General features: G+C 50.3%; 21 protein-coding genes and 1 pseudogene. 13 read left to right on the forward strand and 9 right to left on the reverse strand.

The window, feature by feature from the left end:
- Window positions 1-223 precede the first annotated feature (223 nt).
- From dnaK to O4H47_RS07695, 8 genes and pseudogenes are all read left to right on the forward strand, one after another.
- A complete protein-coding gene (dnaK, locus tag O4H47_RS07660; protein WP_269393366.1) occupies window positions 224-2,128 on the forward strand; it encodes a molecular chaperone DnaK in 1,905 nt (634 codons plus the stop codon).
- A gap of 102 nt (window positions 2,129-2,230) precedes the next feature.
- Complete coding sequence (gene dnaJ / locus O4H47_RS07665; RefSeq protein ID WP_269393367.1) at window positions 2,231-3,382, forward strand: molecular chaperone DnaJ; 1,152 nt, start codon at window positions 2,231-2,233, stop codon at window positions 3,380-3,382.
- 71 nt (window positions 3,383-3,453) lie between these two features.
- The gene (locus O4H47_RS07670; protein ID WP_269393368.1) at window positions 3,454-3,996 is read left to right on the forward strand and encodes an NADPH-dependent FMN reductase; all 543 of its coding nucleotides are present in this window, start codon (window positions 3,454-3,456) and stop codon (window positions 3,994-3,996) included.
- Window positions 3,997-4,000: 4 nt separating this feature from the next.
- Window positions 4,001-4,603, forward strand: coding sequence for a histidine phosphatase family protein (locus tag O4H47_RS07675; protein WP_269393369.1), 603 nt, complete (start codon window positions 4,001-4,003; stop codon window positions 4,601-4,603).
- A gap of 69 nt (window positions 4,604-4,672) precedes the next feature.
- A pseudogene (pyrF, locus tag O4H47_RS07680) lies at window positions 4,673-5,365 on the forward strand (orotidine-5'-phosphate decarboxylase); the annotation flags it as partial.
- A 78-nt stretch (window positions 5,366-5,443) separates the two neighbouring features.
- Window positions 5,444-5,890, forward strand: coding sequence for a GNAT family N-acetyltransferase (locus O4H47_RS07685; protein WP_269393619.1), 447 nt, complete (start codon window positions 5,444-5,446; stop codon window positions 5,888-5,890).
- 70 nt (window positions 5,891-5,960) lie between these two features.
- On the forward strand, window positions 5,961-6,761 hold the full coding sequence (gene dapB / locus O4H47_RS07690; protein ID WP_269393370.1) for a 4-hydroxy-tetrahydrodipicolinate reductase: 801 nt from the start codon (window positions 5,961-5,963) through the stop codon (window positions 6,759-6,761).
- A 27-nt stretch (window positions 6,762-6,788) separates the two neighbouring features.
- Window positions 6,789-7,406, forward strand: a complete 618-nt coding sequence (locus O4H47_RS07695; RefSeq protein ID WP_269393371.1) for a 2,3-bisphosphoglycerate-dependent phosphoglycerate mutase — start codon at window positions 6,789-6,791, stop codon at window positions 7,404-7,406.
- Between the two features lie 51 nt (window positions 7,407-7,457).
- Here the strand turns inward: O4H47_RS07695 and O4H47_RS07700 are convergent, their stop codons facing one another.
- Window positions 7,458-8,330, reverse strand: coding sequence for a methylated-DNA--[protein]-cysteine S-methyltransferase (locus O4H47_RS07700; protein ID WP_269393372.1), 873 nt, complete (start codon window positions 8,328-8,330; stop codon window positions 7,458-7,460).
- Between the two features lie 159 nt (window positions 8,331-8,489).
- On the opposite strand from O4H47_RS07700, the gene nth reads away from it, so the two are divergent.
- The gene (gene nth, locus O4H47_RS07705; RefSeq protein ID WP_269393373.1) at window positions 8,490-9,146 is read left to right on the forward strand and encodes an endonuclease III; all 657 of its coding nucleotides are present in this window, start codon (window positions 8,490-8,492) and stop codon (window positions 9,144-9,146) included.
- Between the two features lie 68 nt (window positions 9,147-9,214).
- Window positions 9,215-10,219, forward strand: coding sequence for an adenosine kinase (locus O4H47_RS07710; RefSeq protein WP_269393374.1), 1,005 nt, complete (start codon window positions 9,215-9,217; stop codon window positions 10,217-10,219).
- A gap of 34 nt (window positions 10,220-10,253) precedes the next feature.
- Here the strand turns inward: O4H47_RS07710 and coaA are convergent, their stop codons facing one another.
- From coaA to hisB, 7 genes are read right to left on the reverse strand one after another with little or no spacing between them, the layout of a single operon-like run.
- On the reverse strand, window positions 10,254-11,210 hold the full coding sequence (gene coaA, locus O4H47_RS07715) for a type I pantothenate kinase (RefSeq protein WP_269393375.1): 957 nt from the start codon (window positions 11,208-11,210) through the stop codon (window positions 10,254-10,256).
- A gap of 3 nt (window positions 11,211-11,213) precedes the next feature.
- Entirely contained in the window at window positions 11,214-11,531 is a 318-nt protein-coding gene (locus O4H47_RS07720; protein WP_269393376.1) for a phosphoribosyl-ATP diphosphatase, read from the reverse strand.
- A gap of 3 nt (window positions 11,532-11,534) precedes the next feature.
- The gene (gene hisF, locus O4H47_RS07725) at window positions 11,535-12,335 is read right to left on the reverse strand and encodes an imidazole glycerol phosphate synthase subunit HisF (protein WP_269393377.1); all 801 of its coding nucleotides are present in this window, start codon (window positions 12,333-12,335) and stop codon (window positions 11,535-11,537) included.
- Window positions 12,332-13,063 (reverse strand): 1-(5-phosphoribosyl)-5-[(5-phosphoribosylamino)methylideneamino]imidazole-4-carboxamide isomerase, encoded by a 732-nt coding sequence (hisA, locus tag O4H47_RS07730; protein ID WP_269393378.1) that lies wholly within the window; start codon window positions 13,061-13,063, stop codon window positions 12,332-12,334. The genes hisF and hisA overlap by 4 nt, the downstream gene beginning before the upstream one ends.
- A gap of 18 nt (window positions 13,064-13,081) precedes the next feature.
- Entirely contained in the window at window positions 13,082-13,738 is a 657-nt protein-coding gene (hisH, locus tag O4H47_RS07735; RefSeq protein ID WP_269393379.1) for an imidazole glycerol phosphate synthase subunit HisH, read from the reverse strand.
- The gene (locus O4H47_RS07740) at window positions 13,735-14,226 is read right to left on the reverse strand and encodes a DUF2628 domain-containing protein (protein ID WP_269393380.1); all 492 of its coding nucleotides are present in this window, start codon (window positions 14,224-14,226) and stop codon (window positions 13,735-13,737) included. The genes hisH and O4H47_RS07740 overlap by 4 nt, the downstream gene beginning before the upstream one ends.
- A gap of 30 nt (window positions 14,227-14,256) precedes the next feature.
- The gene (hisB, locus tag O4H47_RS07745; protein WP_269393620.1) at window positions 14,257-14,844 is read right to left on the reverse strand and encodes an imidazoleglycerol-phosphate dehydratase HisB; all 588 of its coding nucleotides are present in this window, start codon (window positions 14,842-14,844) and stop codon (window positions 14,257-14,259) included.
- Window positions 14,845-15,015: 171 nt separating this feature from the next.
- Between hisB and hslV the strand changes: the two genes are divergently transcribed.
- The 3 genes from hslV to hslU are packed head-to-tail and all read left to right on the forward strand — an operon-like array spanning window position 15,016 to window position 17,404.
- Window positions 15,016-15,579 carry an ATP-dependent protease subunit HslV gene (gene hslV / locus O4H47_RS07750; RefSeq protein WP_269393381.1) on the forward strand — a complete coding sequence of 188 codons (564 nt, stop codon included), beginning with the start codon at window positions 15,016-15,018 and terminating at the stop codon, window positions 15,577-15,579.
- Complete coding sequence (locus tag O4H47_RS07755) at window positions 15,576-16,097, forward strand: GNAT family N-acetyltransferase (protein ID WP_269393382.1); 522 nt, start codon at window positions 15,576-15,578, stop codon at window positions 16,095-16,097. Before hslV ends, O4H47_RS07755 begins: the two co-directional genes overlap by 4 nt.
- On the forward strand, window positions 16,094-17,404 hold the full coding sequence (hslU, locus tag O4H47_RS07760) for an ATP-dependent protease ATPase subunit HslU (RefSeq protein WP_269393383.1): 1,311 nt from the start codon (window positions 16,094-16,096) through the stop codon (window positions 17,402-17,404). The genes O4H47_RS07755 and hslU overlap by 4 nt, the downstream gene beginning before the upstream one ends.
- Window positions 17,405-17,494: 90 nt before the next feature.
- On the opposite strand, the gene msrB is transcribed toward hslU, so the two are convergent.
- Entirely contained in the window at window positions 17,495-18,025 is a 531-nt protein-coding gene (gene msrB / locus O4H47_RS07765; RefSeq protein ID WP_269393384.1) for a peptide-methionine (R)-S-oxide reductase MsrB, read from the reverse strand.
- Window positions 18,026-18,091 lie beyond the last annotated feature (66 nt).

The raw sequence follows: 18,091 nt of genomic DNA on the forward strand, positions 1-18,091 counted from the left end.
GATCGATTAAGAGATGCAACAAAGGTCTAAGAGCCGGTTTCAAAGAATCTTATCTTTGATGCTTGAAGCCCAATTTGTTGCTTCCTATATACCGATCAACAAGTGGATTGGGCACGGCGGTGCCTGAAACATGAATATGAGGGATCCGAACGGCTTTTATGCCGGTGAAAGACTGCTGGAAACGGGGTCAGACAAAGGGTCTGCCAACAAAGAGGTTTTATAAATGGGTAAAGTAATTGGAATTGACCTTGGTACCACCAACTCGTGTATTGCGATTATGGACGGGGCCGAGCCAAAAATCGTTGAAAACGCAGAAGGTGCGCGTACAACACCTTCAATGGTCGCGTTCACAGACGACGACCGTTTGGTTGGACAGCCAGCGAAACGCCAAGCTGTAACCAACCCGGAAGATACTCTTTTTGCGATCAAACGTTTGATCGGCCGTCGTTTCGACGATCCGATGGTGAAAAAAGATAAAGATCTAGTTCCTTACAAAATCGTCAAAGCTGATAGCGGCGATGCATGGGTTGAAGCAAAGGGTGAGAAATACTCCCCTTCACAAATTTCAGCCATGATCCTTCAAAAAATGAAGGAAACAGCGGAAAGCTATTTGGGCGAGCCGGTAACTCAGGCCGTTATTACCGTTCCTGCGTACTTTAACGACAGCCAGCGCCAAGCCACAAAAGATGCGGGCAAAATTGCGGGTCTTGAAGTTTTGCGGATCATCAACGAGCCTACAGCTGCGGCTCTTGCTTATGGTTTGGACAAACAAGAAGCAGGCATCATTGCAGTGTACGACCTTGGTGGTGGTACATTCGACGTTTCGATTCTTGAAATCGGCGATGGTGTTTTTGAAGTAAAATCAACCAACGGGGATACTTTCCTTGGCGGTGAAGATTTTGATATGCGCTTGGTTGATTATTTGGCGGACGAATTTAAACGCGAAAACGGCATCGACCTTCGTGGCGATAAGCTTGCGTTGCAGCGTTTGAAAGAAGCAGCTGAAAAAGCAAAAATCGAATTGTCTTCAGCTACACAAACCGAAGTCAACTTGCCGTTTATTACGGCTGACCAATCTGGCCCGAAACACCTTCAACTTAAACTGACACGCGCAAAGCTTGAGCAGTTGGTTGAAGATTTCATCAAGCGTACGATTGAGCCTTGTAAAGCGGCGTTGAAAGACGCAGGCATTTCAGCTGGCGAAATCGACGAAGTGGTATTGGTTGGCGGTATGACCCGTATGCCAAAAATCCAAGAAGTCGTTAAAGAGTTCTTCGGCAAAGAGCCACATAAGGGTGTGAACCCTGATGAAGTTGTGGCTGCAGGTGCTGCTATTCAGGCTGGTGTGTTGCAAGGCGACGTTAAAGACGTTCTTCTTTTGGACGTAACACCATTGTCTTTGGGTATTGAAACATTGGGCGGCGTATTTACCCGCTTGATCGATCGCAACACAACGATCCCAACCAAGAAAAGCCAAGTGTTCTCAACAGCTGAAGACAATCAGTCTGCGGTGACCATTCGGGTTTCTCAAGGTGAGCGGGAAATGGCTGCGGACAACAAGGTTCTTGGCCAATTTGACTTGGTTGGCATTCCGCCAGCACCGCGCGGTGTTCCCCAAGTTGAAGTTACTTTTGATATTGACGCCAACGGCATCGTGAATGTGTCGGCGAAAGACAAAGGTACTGGCAAAGAGCAACAAATCCGAATCCAAGCTTCTGGTGGTCTTTCAGATGAAGAGATCGAAGCCATGGTGAAAGATGCGGAAGCAAATGCTGATGCCGACGTTAAAAAGCGCGAATCTGTTGAAGCGAAAAACCAAGGCGAGGCTTTGGTCCACTCAACAGAAAGCTCATTGAAAGAGCATGGCGACAAAGTCGACGAAGGCACACGCGAAGTTATCGAAGTTGCTTTGGAAGAACTCAAATCAGCGCTGGAAGGCGATGATGCGGATCTAATCAAAGAAAAGACCACAGCATTGGCTCAAAGCTCTATGAAACTTGGTGAAGCCATGTATCAGGCAAGTCAAGAAGGCGACAGCGACGAGTTTGATGGTGGTGAACCAGCAGCCGACGATGACGTTGTTGATGCTGACTTTGAAGAAGTTAAAGACGAAGACCAAAAGTCATAAGTCTTAACTGAACAAACCGATCTTGATTGGCGGGGCAGCTTGTATGTTTGCAAGCGGGTCCCGCCAACGATCTCGGGGCACCAATTTTGGAGCACCAGCGCCATGTCCAAAAAAGATTTCTACGATGTGCTAGGGGTTGCCCGCGAAGCGGATGACAAGACCCTTAAATCAGCCTATCGCAAATTAGCGATGAAATATCACCCAGATAAAAACCCTGGGGACGATGCTGCCGAAGCATCATTTAAAGAAGTTTCTGAAGCGTATGACACGCTCAAAGACGCGCAAAAGCGCGCAGCCTACGACCGATTTGGCCATGCCGCCTTTCAAAATGGTGGCGGACAAAACGGATTTGGCGCCGATTTTTCTTCATCCATGTCTGACATTTTTGAGGATATCTTTGGCGACTTCATGGGCGGCCAAGGTGGGGGAAGACGCGAACGCAGCTCTGCGATGCGCGGCTCTGATTTGCGCTATAACCTTGAAATATCGCTAGAAGAGGCCTTTGAAGGGCAAACCGTTGATATCGACGTGCCTTCGATGGTGAGTTGCGATACGTGCGAAGGACATGGGGCCAAACCTGGCACAGGTTTTTCAACATGTGGCACTTGCCAAGGACACGGCAAAGTGCGCGCAGCTCAGGGCTTTTTCACCATTGAGCGCACCTGCCCACAATGCCATGGTCGTGGCGAAACAATGGACCAACCTTGTACCGATTGTTCGGGCCAGGGACGCCGACAAGAATCTCGCTCATTGTCTGTTGATGTGCCAAAGGGCATTGAAGATGGCACCCGCATTCGCCTTTCAAGCGAAGGGGAAGCGGGGATGCGCGGCGGACCTTCGGGTGACCTTTATATTTTCGTTTCTATCAAGCCTCATGATTTGTTCCAGCGCGATGGTGCTGACCTTTTCTGTCGGGTCCCCATTTCAATGACCACTGCCGCGCTTGGTGGCGAGTTTGAGGTGCCTGCTTTGGGCGGAGGCCGCGCGAAAGTGAAAGTGCCTCAAGGTACACAAGCTGGACAACGTGTTCGCCTTAAGGGCAAAGGCATGCCAGTTTTGCGGTCGCAGCAAATGGGTGATCTTTACATTCAAATGGATGTGGAAACACCGCAGAACCTGAGCAAACGGCAACGCGAATTGCTTGAAGAATTTGACGAGATCACAACCAAAGAAACCAATCCAACCTCCGCGGGCTTTTTCAAGAAGATCAAAGGCCTATTTGAAGGATTGAGCGAGCACGCCCGCAAGGATTAAGCGTGGTTTTGATTTGCGGGTTGTCATCTGAAAGCTGATCTGATCCGTTATAAAATGGATAGGGGCAATCAATGACGAAAATTCTGGCGATCTCTGGATCGATACGCAATGATTCATATAATGCACAATTGGCGCATATGATGGTGCGCCATTTGCGCGAACGTGGCGCAGATGCGGCCTATTTGGATCTCGCCAATTTTGACATGCCCTTGTTCAACGAAGATTTGCCAGCCGAACAGCAACCCGCTTGTGCTTTAAAACTGGCCAATCTCTTGGCGAATACCGATGCGGTATTCATCGCATCACCTGAGTATAATGGTTCACTAACGCCCCTGTTGAAGAACACAATTGATTGGGTGCACCATCAAAAACTTGGCGCATTTTCTAAAGCCACTTTTGGCATTGCCTCTGTGTCCAGTGGCGCCCTTGCCGGCATTATGGCACTTTCGCATTTGCGCGATGTTCTGTCTAAAGTGGGTGCCTTAATCGCCCCGACCGCGCTTGGTGTGGGCATGGCAGCCGATGCATTTGATGACAAAGGCGAGCTTTGCGACCAACGTGTTGCCGCACGGGCACAAGCTTTGTTGCATGAGCTGATCACCATTAAACGCTGACCATATGTCTGTAGCGACCTATCTTACCCACCCCGAAGTCAATATTGACCCCAATGTGCCAACACCTTGTTGGTCTCTGTCGAATATAGGGAGGGAGCGTCTTCAACGTGCGATTGGTCGGGGCATTTTCGATCACATTGAATTGGTTATCGCCTCGAGTGAACAAAAAGCGTTGGATGCTGCGGAAATTATTTGTGATCGGCAAGACCTGCCGTTCCTTGAAAACTCTGCATTTGATGAAAACGATAGATCCGGCACAGGTTTTTTGGCCGCCGACGCGTTCGACACCGTAGCTACCCAGTTTTATGAACAACCTGACAAGAGTGTTCGAGGCTGGGAAACTGCCATTGCTGCGCAAAATCGAATTGTGGATGCCGTGCATAAGTATTTAACCCAATTTGAGGACAAACGGGTTTTGTTTGTCGGACATGGCGCGGTTGGCACATTGCTGAAATGCCATATTGGAAAACGTCAGATATCGCGAGATGAAGATCAACGCCTAATGGCAGCCAAAGGTGGCGGCAATGTTTTTTCTTTCGATTGGGCTAACCGCACATTGCTTACAGACTGGGTATCGCTTGAGGATTGGCCATCTGGACAACATTAGCTTGTTGTTTTTGGCGAACTATGCCAGTTAACAACTCCGACATGCTATCTTGCCGGAGCCACCTTGCCTATGACCAAAGCTACCCCTCAATTGATCACCGCCCTTGATGTTTCCACCCGCAAAGAAGCGGAGGCATTGGTTGAAAGAATTGACGATAATGGGGTGTTCTTTAAAATTGGCTATCAGTTGATCTATGGGGATGATGGGCTTGGCTTGGCCAAAGCGCTCAAAGCGGCGGGCAAGAAAGTCTTTTGTGACGTCAAGCTTTTGGACATTCCCAACACGGTGGAAAAAGGCGTCGCTGGATTGGTTGAATTGGGCGCAGATATTGTGACCATTCATGCAGAACCTCATTGTATGGCCGCTGCCAAACGCGCAGCTGAAGGCTCAGCAACTAAGCTAATGGGCGTCACTGTGATGACTTCACTTGATGATGAGGATCTAAAAGCCAGCGGATACGCATATGGCGTGCGTGATTTGGTGGAACGCCGCGCCAAACAGGCCGCGGGCGAAGGCATTGATGGGGTAATTTGTTCGGCCCATGAAATAGAGCTGGTGAAACAGGCCAGTGGCGGCAAATTGATGGCGGTTACGCCAGGTATTCGACCAACTTTTAGTTCTAGTGACGACCAAAAACGGATCATGACCCCCACACAGGCCATTGAAATTGGTGCCGATCATTTGGTGGTTGGCCGTCCGATTTACCGTGCGAATGACCCTTATGCTGCAGCGGGTGCAGTGAACGCTGAAATTGCAGCAGCCAATGCGATCATTACCTCGATTCGCCCTGCCGATAGCGCAGACGCAGAGCGGTTGAAGGAAATTGAAGATGATGCGGCAATGCTATTCAAACAATTGGGCGGCGCCTTTACTCAGCTAGACTATTCTGCCAAATCACCTGCATTTTACGCCAACGCTATTGGGCAAAATCAAATAATTTGGATGGCTGAAGTGCGCGGCGAGCCGGTTGGCTTCCTGCGCGCGAAACCGGTTGATGACGTTTTGTACTGTGCGGAGATTTCGGTTCTGCGCCAGCATCAAGGCAAGCGTATTGGCGAACGGCTTATCGCCCACTTTGTCGATTTTGCCAGAGCGAATGAATTTGCAGGCGCGGCGGGTGTGACCTATGAACATGTGCCATGGAATGGTCCATATTATCTACGGCTTGGGTTCAATTTGTTGCCAGGGGACCAGATTGGGCCTGAATTGGCGCAAATTATGTCATCTGAAGTTGAAACGGTCTTGTCTAAAGCGGGCAATCGCATAGTCTTTGGCAAACGGTTCTAATCTGTGCCTATTGCTAGCGGTAGGTTCGGTTTTTATGTTAAATCAATCTCAAAACAGGATTGGCAGATCAATGCAAAAAATCACAGTTTTGGGCGCAAGTGGCCGAATGGGCCAAGCCAATATTCACGCGATTGCGCGTATTGATGGCGCGGCGCTATTTAGCGCGCTTGAGCGTGATGGTGTTGTTGCCATTGGCAAGGATGCGCGTGCGTTAGCAGGGCTTGAGCCATCCGGTGTGCTGATTACCTCAGATGTAGACGCAGCCCTTGATGGTACAGATGCAATTATTGATTTCACCGCGCCACAGGTCAGCATTGATTATGCCAAAAAAGCCCATGAGTTGGGACTTGTGCATGTCATTGGCACAACAGGTTGGACGCGCGAAGAAGACGAAGAGATCGCTGCCCTCACCGGAAAAGGTCGTCTGGTAAAGGCGGGCAATATGTCTTTGGGCGTCAATTTATTGATGGGGTTGGTCAAAAAGGCTGCGGCCGCCTTGCCTGAAGATTTTGACATAGAAGTTTTGGAAATGCACCATCGCATGAAAGTGGATGCCCCATCTGGCACCGCCCTCATGCTTGGGGAAGCCGCAGCTGAGGGGCGTCAAATCGATCTAGCTGAAAACGCCGTGCGATCCCGCGATGGGATTACGGGTGCGCGCAAGCCGGGCAACATTGGCTTTGCCACATTGCGCGGCGGCACGGTGATTGGTGATCATTCTGTTATCTTTGCAGGCAGCAACGAGCGGATTGAATTAAGCCACTCGGCCCAAGACCGCTCGATTTTTGCAAATGGCGCTATTCACGCTTCACTTTGGGCGCAAGATAAAGCGCCCGGACTTTATTCGATGGCCGACGTACTTGGCCTTTAAGACCCTTACCTTAAGGATATAACCACTATGGATCGCAGACTAATATTGGTTCGTCACGGACAAAGCGAATGGAACTTGAAAAACCTCTTCACAGGCTGGAAAAACCCAGGTCTGACCGAAAAGGGCGTTGAGGAAGCTATTGCTGCTGGCAAATTGCTCAAATCACGCGGCTACGAGATAGAAGTTTGCTACACGTCCGCCTTGGCACGTGCCCAACGCACTCTGGATTTGATGCTTGAGAATATGGATATCGTCAATATGACGATTATTCGCAACCAAGCATTGAATGAGCGCGACTATGGTGATCTTGCAGGGCTAAATAAAGACGATGCCCGTGAAAAATGGGGCGAAGAGCAAGTCCACATTTGGCGCCGCTCGTTTGATGTGCCGCCTCCAGGGGGTGAAAGCTTGAAAGATACCGCAGAGCGTGTTCTCCCCTATTATGAGGCTGAAATTGCCCCACGTGTCGCTGATGGTGGCACAATATTGGTGGCGGCGCACGGTAACTCGCTGCGCGCTTTGGTGATGAAGCTTGAGAATCTCAGCCCAGAGGAAATTCTCAAACGCGAAATCGCTACCGGCAAACCGATCATTTATGATTTTGATGCTGATGGAAACGTGACAAACGTTGAGAACATCGACTAAGCATTACAAGGCGACCCAAGGGTCGCCTTTTTCTTGTTTGCACTGCAAATCCTATTCGGCGCCCCCTACCAGCCCCGCTTCCCAACCCAAAATCGCTTGCTTTCGGGTTAAACCCCAGTGATATCCGGTGAGCTTTGCGTTTTTGCCAATCACCCGATGGCATGGCACCACAAATGATATGGGATTGCGCCCGATAGCAGCGCCCACGGCGCGGGCGGCTTTGGGGTTGCCTATGTGGGTGGCGATTTCGCCATAGCTGGTCGCCTGCCCCGGTTTGATGCGCAACAGAGTTTGCCACACGCGCACTTCAAAGTCGGTCCCGATCATCACGATCTTAATGGGTTGGTCTTGGTGCCATTTTTTGGGGTCAAAGATCTTTTCGGCCCATCGGCGGATTTCATCTGGCTGTGCTTTTAGGTAAATCGCTTTGGGCCAACGCCGTGTCATATCCTCTAACGCGGCTCGTTCTTCGCCCTCGTCGCAAAAAGCCTGCCCCGCCAAGCCATAATCTGTGAGCATGATCAATACTTGCCCAAAAGGGGATGGATGAAAACCATATCTGATTTCTAAACCTTCGCCCTTGGCCTTATAAACGCCCGGTGGCATTGCATCATGGGTGACAAACAAATCATAGAGCCGCGCCGCCGAGGAAAGGCCAAGCTCATAGCTGGTGTCGAGCAATGGCACATTTTCTTTCAGCATTTGGCGGGCCCTGTTTAAAGTGACGCATTGTGAGAAGGCTTTAGGGGTTAGCCCCGCCCAGCGTTTAAACAAGGCTGTAAGTTGACGAGGTGACATGCCCATATCACGGGCAAGTGCATCAAAGTCGTGTTCGTCCGCCGGGCGCGCGGAAATTTCCTCGATCACTTTTGTGATCACCGAGTAGTCTCTGGCTTGCGCAAGTAAGGGGGTCATATCGTTCATAATGGACCAAACTTACTTCGATTAGGCGCAACAATCGACCCGATTTTGACATTGTATGTAATCGGTTGTGCGTACCGCTTCCAAACACAGATTTTGCCCTTTTCATTCCGCCAATCTCATGCCCTAATTCAACGGACTTTAATCTGACCCAGCGATGATATGACCAAACGATCCCGCCTCAACAAACAGACCATTCATCAAATGTTCGCCAATTTTGAAGCGAGCAACCCCGAGCCAGAGGGTGAATTGGATTATGTCAACGATTTCACCCTGCTGGTGGCCGTGGTTTTAAGCGCACAAGCGACCGATGTGGGTGTTAACAAAGCCACTAAAGCCTTGTTTGAGGTGGCGCCAACGCCCGAGCAAATGTTTGCGTTGGGCGAAGAGACAATCCGCGACTATATCAAGACCATCGGGCTTTACCGCAACAAGGCGAAGAATGTTTATGCGCTTTGCAAGGAATTGATCGACAAGCATGGATCAAAAGTCCCGCAAACCCGCGAAGAGTTGGAGGCATTGCCTGGTGTGGGACGAAAAACCGCAAATGTGGTGCTTAATATCGCCTTTGGTCAGCCCACCATTGCCGTGGATACCCATCTTTTCCGTATTTCAAACCGCACGGGCCTTGCGCCGGGCAAGACCCCTTTAGCGGTTGAGTTGTTGCTTGAACGGATCATTCCAAAAGAGTTTTTGCAACATGCCCACCACTGGTTGATTTTGCATGGCCGCTATATTTGCAAAGCACGAAAGCCCGAGTGCTATCATTGTGTGATCATTGATCAATGCAAATTTAAGGACAAGGTCCTAAAAGCTTAGGGGTTCTTGCTTGACGCAGGGCTCTAGCACACTAAAAGCAACCCGAGCTTTTTTGGAGAAATAGCGATATGGCAGATGCCAAATTTGATGTGCTCACCATCGGCAACGCGATTGTTGATGTGTTTGCAAAGGTCGACGATGCCTTTTTGGAAAATGAAGGCATGGACAAATCAATCATGCATTTGGTGGATGCTGAACGCTCTGAGTATCTTTATTCTCGCCTGCCCGGCACGCCGCAGCACATTTCAGGTGGTTCATGCTGCAACACCGCGGTTGGCGTATCTTCGCTTGGGGGCAATGGCGCATTTATTGGCAAAGTGGCCGAAGATGATCTTGGAACAATTTATCGCAAAGATTTGACAAAAGCCGGTGTTTTTTACAATACCCCAACGCTAATCCACGGCACCTCCACAGCCCGTTCGATGATTGTGATTACCCCGGATGGGGAACGCACCATGAATACCTATTTGGGTGCCTGTCAGGAGCTTACTGTTGCTGACATGGACGAAGACTTAATCGCTTCGTCCACCCTAACCTTTATGGAAGGATATTTGTGGGATCCACCAGAAGCCAAGCGCGCTTTTGTGAAAGCTGGGGAATTGGCGCACAAGCACGGTCGCAAAACCGGCATCACTTTATCGGACCCATTTTGTGTTGATCGATTCCGCGATGAATTTGTTGCCCTATTGCGCAATAAAACCATGGATGTTTTGCTGGCAAATGACGATGAGATTAAATCGCTCTATCAAGTGAGTGATCTCAATGAAGCAATTGCCGCTGTGCAAAAAGATTGCTCCACTGTTGCGATTACTTTGGGTGCCAACGGGGCGATGGCGATCAAAGATGGTGTGATCACTGAAGTACCTGCTTTTGCGGTGGAGCAGGTCGAAGATGTGACAGGCGCGGGTGATTTGTTCGCTTCAGGCTTCTTGTATGGTTTGGCCCGCGGACAAAGCATGGCAGAAAGCTTGTCACTTGGTTGTTTGAGCGCCTCTGAAGTGATTGCACATGTGGGCGCGCGGCCAAATGTCAGCCTGAAGGGTTTGGCAACAAAGATGGGACTAGCGCTTTAGTTTTTCGTGATCCCGGCCAAGGTCGGGAACGCCCTTAGAGTTTTCTCAACGCCACTTTGTCGATTGTGTGATCCATACCTTTGGTGAGAATTAGATCTGCGCGACCGCGAGTGGGCAGAATGTTTTCCATTAGGTTGGGCAGGTTTATTTGTTCCCAAATGGAAATGGCCAGCGCTTTGGCTTCTTCAATATCCAGTTTTGAGAACTGATGAAAAAAGCTTGTGGGATCACGAAAGGCCGTTTCGCGCAGGCGCAAAAACCGTTCCACATACCATTTGCGCAAAAGGGGTTCTTCGGCGTCTATATAGACGGAGAAATCGAGATAGTCCGACGCAAAAAGGATCGGCTTGCCGTCTTTGGGCAAATCACCGGGTTGCAAAATGTTCAACCCTTCCACAATGAGAATATTGGGTCGATCCACCCTCACTTCTTCGCCCGGCACCACATCATAAACAAGATGCGAATATGTGGGCACGCTCACATTGGGTTCACCCGCCTTAATCCGGGCCAAGAATCTTAGAAATGCGCCACGGTCATAGCTTTCAGGGAAGCCTTTTCGCTCCATCAATCCGCGTTTTTCAAGTTCGGCGTTGGGCAGCAAAAAGCCATCAGTTGTGACCAAATCAACCTTTGGCGAAGAGGGCCAGCGCTGCAACAGCGCACGCAAGATCCGCGCGGTGGTAGACTTTCCCACCGAGACAGAACCAGCTACGCCGATGATGTAGGGGGCTTTGTCGCCATTATGGTGCAAGAATTTCCCCGCCGCCACATGCAGGCCCTGAACCGCTTCTACATAAAAGGACAAAAGCCTTGTGATCGGCAAATAGACTTTTTCTGCTTCGCTTAGGGAGATGGGATCGTTCAAAGATTGCAGCCGCACCAAATCTTCAGCAGTCAAGGTCATGGGTTCGTCAGCGCGCAAAGCTGACCACTCGGTTTTGGAGAACTCATAATAGGGCGAAGCATAGTTCGCGTTTGAGACCTGATCCAAACCCTACCTCTTTCTGGACGCTTTTTCGGCCAAACCGGACTGCGCTGTGCGCCGCTCCAGCTCCGCTAGGACGTCGCCAAGCGCCACGCCATTGCCTTTTAAGACCACCAAAAGATGGTAGATCACGTCTGCGGCTTCTTTGGTCAATTCTTCGCGGTCATTGCTGATCGCCGCGATCACGGTTTCAACCGCTTCCTCACCGAGTTTTTTTGCCGCCTCTTTGCCGCCGTTTTGCAACAATCTAGCCGTATAGGACTGCTCAGGTGATGCAGCGGCCTTTTCGGCGATGATTTGTTCCAAATCGCTTAAAGAGAATGTCATAGACTATCCTTTAGCCACATTGTCTTGACGTACCGCAATACCACTTTGTGCCATATGGGCTTTTGCCTCGCCAATTGAAAAGGTGCCGAAGTGGAAAATGGAGGCGGCCAACACAGCGCTTGCACGCCCTTCATTGACCCCATCGACCAGATGATCGAGCGTGCCAACGCCGCCAGAAGCGATCACGGGTACTTCCACTGCGTCTGAAATCGCGCGGGTCAATTCAAGATCAAAGCCGATTTTTGTGCCATCGCGATCCATGGAGGTAACCAGCAATTCCCCCGCCCCGCGCTTGACCATATCCTTGGCAAACTCAATCGCGTCAATGCCCGTAGCGTTACGCCCACCGTGGGTGTAAATCTCCCACTTGGATTGCCCATCCACCAGCGCATCTTCGGCACGTTGTTTTGCGTCAACGGACACAACAATGCACTGATTGCCAAATTTGTCCGCTGCCGCGTTGATAAAATCTGGGTCTTTTACCGCAGCGGAATTGATCGACACTTTATCCGCACCAGACAGCAATAGTTTGCGGATATCTTCTACCGTGCGAATGCCACCGCCCACGGTTAAAGGCATAAAGCAGTGCTCAGCCGTGCGCGCGACCACATCATAAATTGTGTCGCGGCCTTCGTGGCTGGCGGTAATGTCAAGAAAGCACAGTTCGTCAGCACCCGCTGCATCATATGCAATCGCAGATTCAACCGGATCACCAGCATCGACCAGATCAACAAAGTTGACGCCCTTTACGACACGGCCGTCTTTGACATCTAAACAAGGAATGACGCGGGTTTTAAGGGTCATGCTGCGTCCTTAATCTGTTTGAGCGCTTTTGGCACATCAATCCGCCCATCATAAAGCGCGCGGCCTGAAATTGCGCCTTCAAGCACAGCCATTTCGGGTTTGCACATTGTGTCAATGTCATCCATTGAGGCCAATCCGCCAGAGGCCACGACGGGAATAGAAACCGCCTGCGCTAACTCCAAGGTTGCGTCCCAGTTGATGCCGGTCAGGATGCCGTCACGATCAATATCTGTGAAAATGATCGCCGCCACGCCAGCGCCTTCAAACTTTTTCGCCAGTTCGATCACATCAAGTTCTGATGTTTCGGCCCAGCCTTCAACCGCAACTTTGCCGCCACGTGCATCAATGCCCACAGCGATCTGGCCGGGGAATTTTTTGCAAGCCTCTTTGACCAACTCGGGATCACGCACAGCGATAGTGCCAAGGATCACGCGGGCTAAACCGCGGTTTAGCCAGGCTTGAATATGCTCAATGGTGCGAATGCCGCCGCCAAGCTGCACGGGCATATTGACCGCTTTGATAATCGCTTCCACTGCGTCACCATTGACGCTTTCGCCCGCGAAAGCACCATTCAAATCGACCACGTGCAAATATTCAAAGCCCTGGGTTTCAAACTGTTTGGCTTGATCGGCAGGATTATCGTTGAACACCGTCACCGCGTCCATGTCGCCTTTTTGCAGGCGTACGCATTTACCGTCTTTAAGATCGATCGCTGGGAACAAAATCATACTATTTAAGGCCTTTCGTCAAAGCGACCAATTGAGGAAATTCGAGATGAACTTGAGGCCTAGGGCCTGACTTTTTTCCGGGTGAAACTGGGTTGCAATCAGGTTTTCACGGCCAACAATTGCGGTTAGCGTTTGGCCATATTCAACCGTCGCTAACAAATGGGCTGGGTCCGCTACTTCAAAGTGATAAGAGTGCACAAAATAGGCATTTAGCCCATCTGGCCCAATGTCTAAGTCATCAATCATGGGATGGGCGTTGGTTTGTGTCAGGGTGTTCCAGCCCATGTGCGGCACTTTTAGCATTTTATCGTTCGGTTCGATATGCTTGACGATCCCGGGGATCCAATCAAGCCCGTGCGTGTAGACCTTTTCGCGGCCCTCACTGGCCAAGAGTTGCATGCCCACACAAATGCCCAAGAAAGGCACTGCGTCCAAGATCACACGCTTGTGCAAGGCATCTACCATGCCCTCAACCGATGTGAGGCCGTTCATACAGTCGGCAAAGGCTCCAACGCCGGGTAAAATCACCCGATCTGCGTTTTGAACGTCTTTCGGATCACTTGAAACCAACACATCGCATTCACCAGCGAGTTCCCGCGCGGCGCGCTGGGTGGCGTTTTGGGCAGACTTGAGATTGCCCGCGCCATAATCAACGATTACAATTTTTTCACTCATTGCACCGCTCCGGTTGGACGTTCGTTGGACAATAAGGTTGTCGAAAAACTAGGGCCGGGCGATGATGCTTGAACCGGTTTTTCCGCCCTGTCGCGAAGCGTTTGTTGAGCATTTAATTGCCCTGCGGTGTAACGCCATTCTGCATCGCGGGGGTTTGGGGATATCAATTCACCCTTGAATTGATATCCTTTGCGGGTAAGTGCATAACCGCGAATGGCCGATGCTTCGAGCCCAATGAGAACCGCAACCAAAAAGCCAATCCAACTGGCGGCGCCTTCGCCCACAAAAAAGGCAAGAAATCCCAAAACAAAGGCAACGCCCAAATAGGCGACCAATTCAAGCCACAACCGATGCCAAATGCACCATATGGGGGTCAATAGGCAAGCAAGGATCGAAAACCGATCCCTGATCACCTCAACATCTTCATGGGCTAAGGTTTGTGGCTGATCAGCAGCCGCGGCTTTTGCATATATGGCAAAAAGGCTCATTATGTGCCTCAATCTTTGGACCAAGAGGGCTTACAGCACACCCTTGGTGGAAGGAATTCTGTCCGCATTGCGCGGGTCGATCTCTATGGCGTCACGCAGGGCGCGAGCCAATGCTTTAAAGCAGCTTTCTGCGATATGATGCGCATTGTCACCGTAGACATTTTCCACATGCAGGGTAATGCCTGCGTTCATGGCAAATGCCTGAAACCATTCTTGGAACAGTTCGGTGTCAAAATCACCCACCTTGTCGCGCTTGAACTCAACCCGCCACACAAGAAACGGGCGACCCGAAATATCAATTGCAGCGCGAGACAGGGCTTCATCCATCGGCAAATCACACGATGCATAGCGGCGGATGCCTTTTTTGTCGCCTAAAGCCTCTTTGATAGCTTGGCCCAGCGCAATGCCCACATCTTCTGTGGTGTGGTGAGCATCAATGTGCAAATCGCCTTTGGCTGAAATCTCAATGTCAATCATGCCGTGTCGCGCAACCTGATCCAGCATATGATCGAGAAACCCAACACCTGTTTTGATGTTAGACTTACCAGTACCATCCAAATCCACAGATACAGAAATATCTGTCTCATTGGTCTTGCGGGTCAGTTTTGCTTGGCGCATCGTTGATCCAACCTTTTCGCTTTCGAGCGCACAAATTTCGCTCATCCGATCTTTTGTCGCGTCTTATTAGCACCTCTTGGGGAGGGCGAAAAGTCGCTAAAGCGGCGAAGTGATTGAAATTAACGCCAGAACGCCTAAATAGGTAGTCGAATTGCAGGAGAAACCTAAACTATGCAAGAAAATCAGCAAGGCTCAGCGGGATGGCGCGGCACAACCATTTTGACGGTTCGCAAGGGCAATAAAGTGGTTGTGGCTGGAGATGGCCAAGTCTCATTAGGGCCGACAGTGATTAAACACACGGCAAAGAAAGTGCGGCGACTAGCCGGCGGCAATGTGATTACCGGGTTTGCGGGCGCAACCGCAGATGCCTTTACGCTGTTCGAGCGTTTGGAAGCAAAGCTTGAGCAATATCCTGACCAATTGATGCGCGCTTGCGTTGAATTGGCCAAAGACTGGCGCACCGACCGCTATTTGCGGCGTTTGGAAGCCATGATGATTGTTGCGGACAAAAAGGACAGCCTTGTCTTAACCGGCACCGGCGATGTTTTGTCGCCCGACAGTGGGGTGATGGGCATTGGATCTGGTGGTAATTACGCACTCGCTGCGGCCAGTGCGTTGATGGACACGGATTATGAAGCCGAAGAAGTGGCACGACGGGCCATGAAAATCGCTGCTGAAATATGTGTTTATACCAATGAAAGCCTAACCGTTGAGACGATAGATTTGGACGAATGAGCATTTCAATTCGTCGGCTAAATGCAAGTGACGCCGCATCGTTTCGCGCTGTTCGGCTCGAAGCGTTTAAAACACATCCGGTAGCCTTTGGATCTTCTTATGATGAATTGGTGTCCAAGCCCGTTTCTCATTTTGAAGAATGGCTGACGGATATGGTGGCCTATGGTGCATTTTCTGAGGATCAATTGGTGGGCATTGGGGCCTATTTTCGCGAACGTGGGTTGAAAATGCGGCACCGGGCATATGTGATATCCATGTATTGTGCGCCAAAGGTGCGCGGCCAAGGTGTTGGTCGACAGATCATCGAGCATTTGGCGGATCACGCACGCTCAAAGAAAATCATTCAGCTCCATCTTGGGGTTGGGGCCACAAATTCTGCGGCGAAAAAATCATATGAAAAGGCGGGTTTTAGAACCTATGGCATTGAGCCGCGCAGTCTTTTCGTAAACGAAAAATATATAGATGAAGAACTGATGGTGCGCTTTTTAGATGAGGCGCCGGAAGGTAAGACAGTATGAGTGAAGTTAGCTTTTCACCCCGTGAAATTGTTTCGGAACTAGACCGCTATATTGTGGGTCAAAAAGACGCCAAACGCGCTGTGGCTGTGGCCCTGCGCAACCGCTGGCGCCGCCAGCAGCTTGATAGCGAATTGCGTCAAGAAGTTAGCCCGAAGAACATTTTAATGATTGGGCCAACTGGCGTCGGCAAAACCGAAATCTCGCGCCGGCTGGCAAAATTGGCCCAAGCGCCATTTGTAAAAGTGGAAGCCACAAAGTTTACTGAAGTGGGCTACGTGGGCCGCGATGTGGAACAAATTGTACGCGACTTGGTTGAAGCGGGCATTTCACTGTTGCGCGACAAACGTCGTAAAGAAGTTCAAGCCAAAGCCCATTTGCAGGCCGAAGAACGGGTGCTGGACGCCTTGGTGGGCCAATCTGCGACCGCATCAACGCGAGAAAGCTTTCGCGCTAAACTCCGCAGCAATGAGCTAGACGACAAAGAAATTGAAGTTGAGGTCAGCGCGCCTAAAGGACAATCAATGTTTGAGATGCCGGGCATGCCTGGCGCAAATGTGGGCATGATTGATCTGTCGGATATGCTGGGCAATGCCTTTAAGCAAAAAGGCATCAAACGCACAGTGAAGGTGAAAGACAGCTATGAATTGTTGATCAATGAAGAAGCTGACAAGCTTTTAGATCAAGACAAAATCACCGCAGATGCGATTGATCTGGTTGAGAATCACGGCATCGTGTTTTTGGATGAAATCGATAAGATCTGCGTGCGCGACGGACGTTCGGGCGGTGATGTGTCGCGTGAAGGCGTGCAGCGCGATTTGTTGCCATTGATTGAAGGCACCACTGTTTCAACAAAACATGGCGCGGTGAAAACCGATCATATTTTGTTTATCGCATCGGGCGCATTTCATGTGGCCAAACCCTCGGATCTTTTGCCTGAATTGCAGGGCCGTTTGCCGATCCGTGTTGAATTGCGGGCCCTGGTCCATGAAGATTTCGTACGCATCTTGAACGAGACCGATGCCAGCTTGATCAAGCAATATGTGGCGTTGATGGGCACAGAGGGCGTGACGCTTGATTTCACCGACGACGCGATCGACGTTATCGCGGAGTTGGCGGTGGCGATCAACTCAAAGATCGAAAACATTGGGGCGCGGCGCTTGCAGACCGTTATGGAAAAGCTGGTCGAAGACATTTCGTTCGACGCCCCGGACAAAGATGGCGAAACCATTCAGATTGACGGCGACTATGTGCGCAAGCAGGTGGGTGAATTGGCCAGCGACACGGATTTAAGTCGCTTTATCCTTTAATCAAAAACAAGCGTGTTTGGCTTGGACCAGACACGCTTGTTGCTTGTTCCGTCTTAGTTGGGGCAAAAGAGACGGACAGTAGTTTATGATTTAGGCGGCTTGAAACGTTAGTGCCAAGCCGTTTAGGCAATGTCGCTTGCCGGTGGGTTTTGGCCCATCATCAAAAATGTGCCCGAAATGGCCACCGCAACGTCTGCAATGCACTTCAGTGCGGGTGGCAAATAATGTATTATCTGGTTTGGTGCCAATAGCGCCGTCAATGGAGGCCCAAAAACTGGGCCAACCTGTGCCACTCTCAAATTTGCTATCTGAGGGGTAAACCGCGAGGTCACAGCCTGCACAATGGTAGGTACCATCACGCTTTTCCTCAAGTAAATCAGATGTATATGGCTTTTCAGTCTTTTCTTCTCGCAACACCAAATATTGGTTCTCTGAGAGTTGATTTTTCCATTTTGCCGGTGTGCGTACTATTTCAAAATTCCCTTCTGCAGCATTGGCATTTGAACCTTTTCGCTGCAAAAAATATGAGCCCCCACCGATCCCGGCAAGCGCAACCGCACCAAGCATAAGTCCGCCCCGCTTTAAAAAGGAGCGTCTATTGCTATTTGAATTGCCTGGCATGATGTTTCCTTACATTAGATGTGATTAAGTATGGTCGGCTCTTATGCGAGCCGACCATTGCTCACA

The sequence above is a fragment of the Maritalea porphyrae genome (assembly GCF_027213965.1).
Taxonomy (GTDB): Bacteria; Pseudomonadota; Alphaproteobacteria; order Rhizobiales; family Devosiaceae; genus Maritalea; species Maritalea porphyrae_A.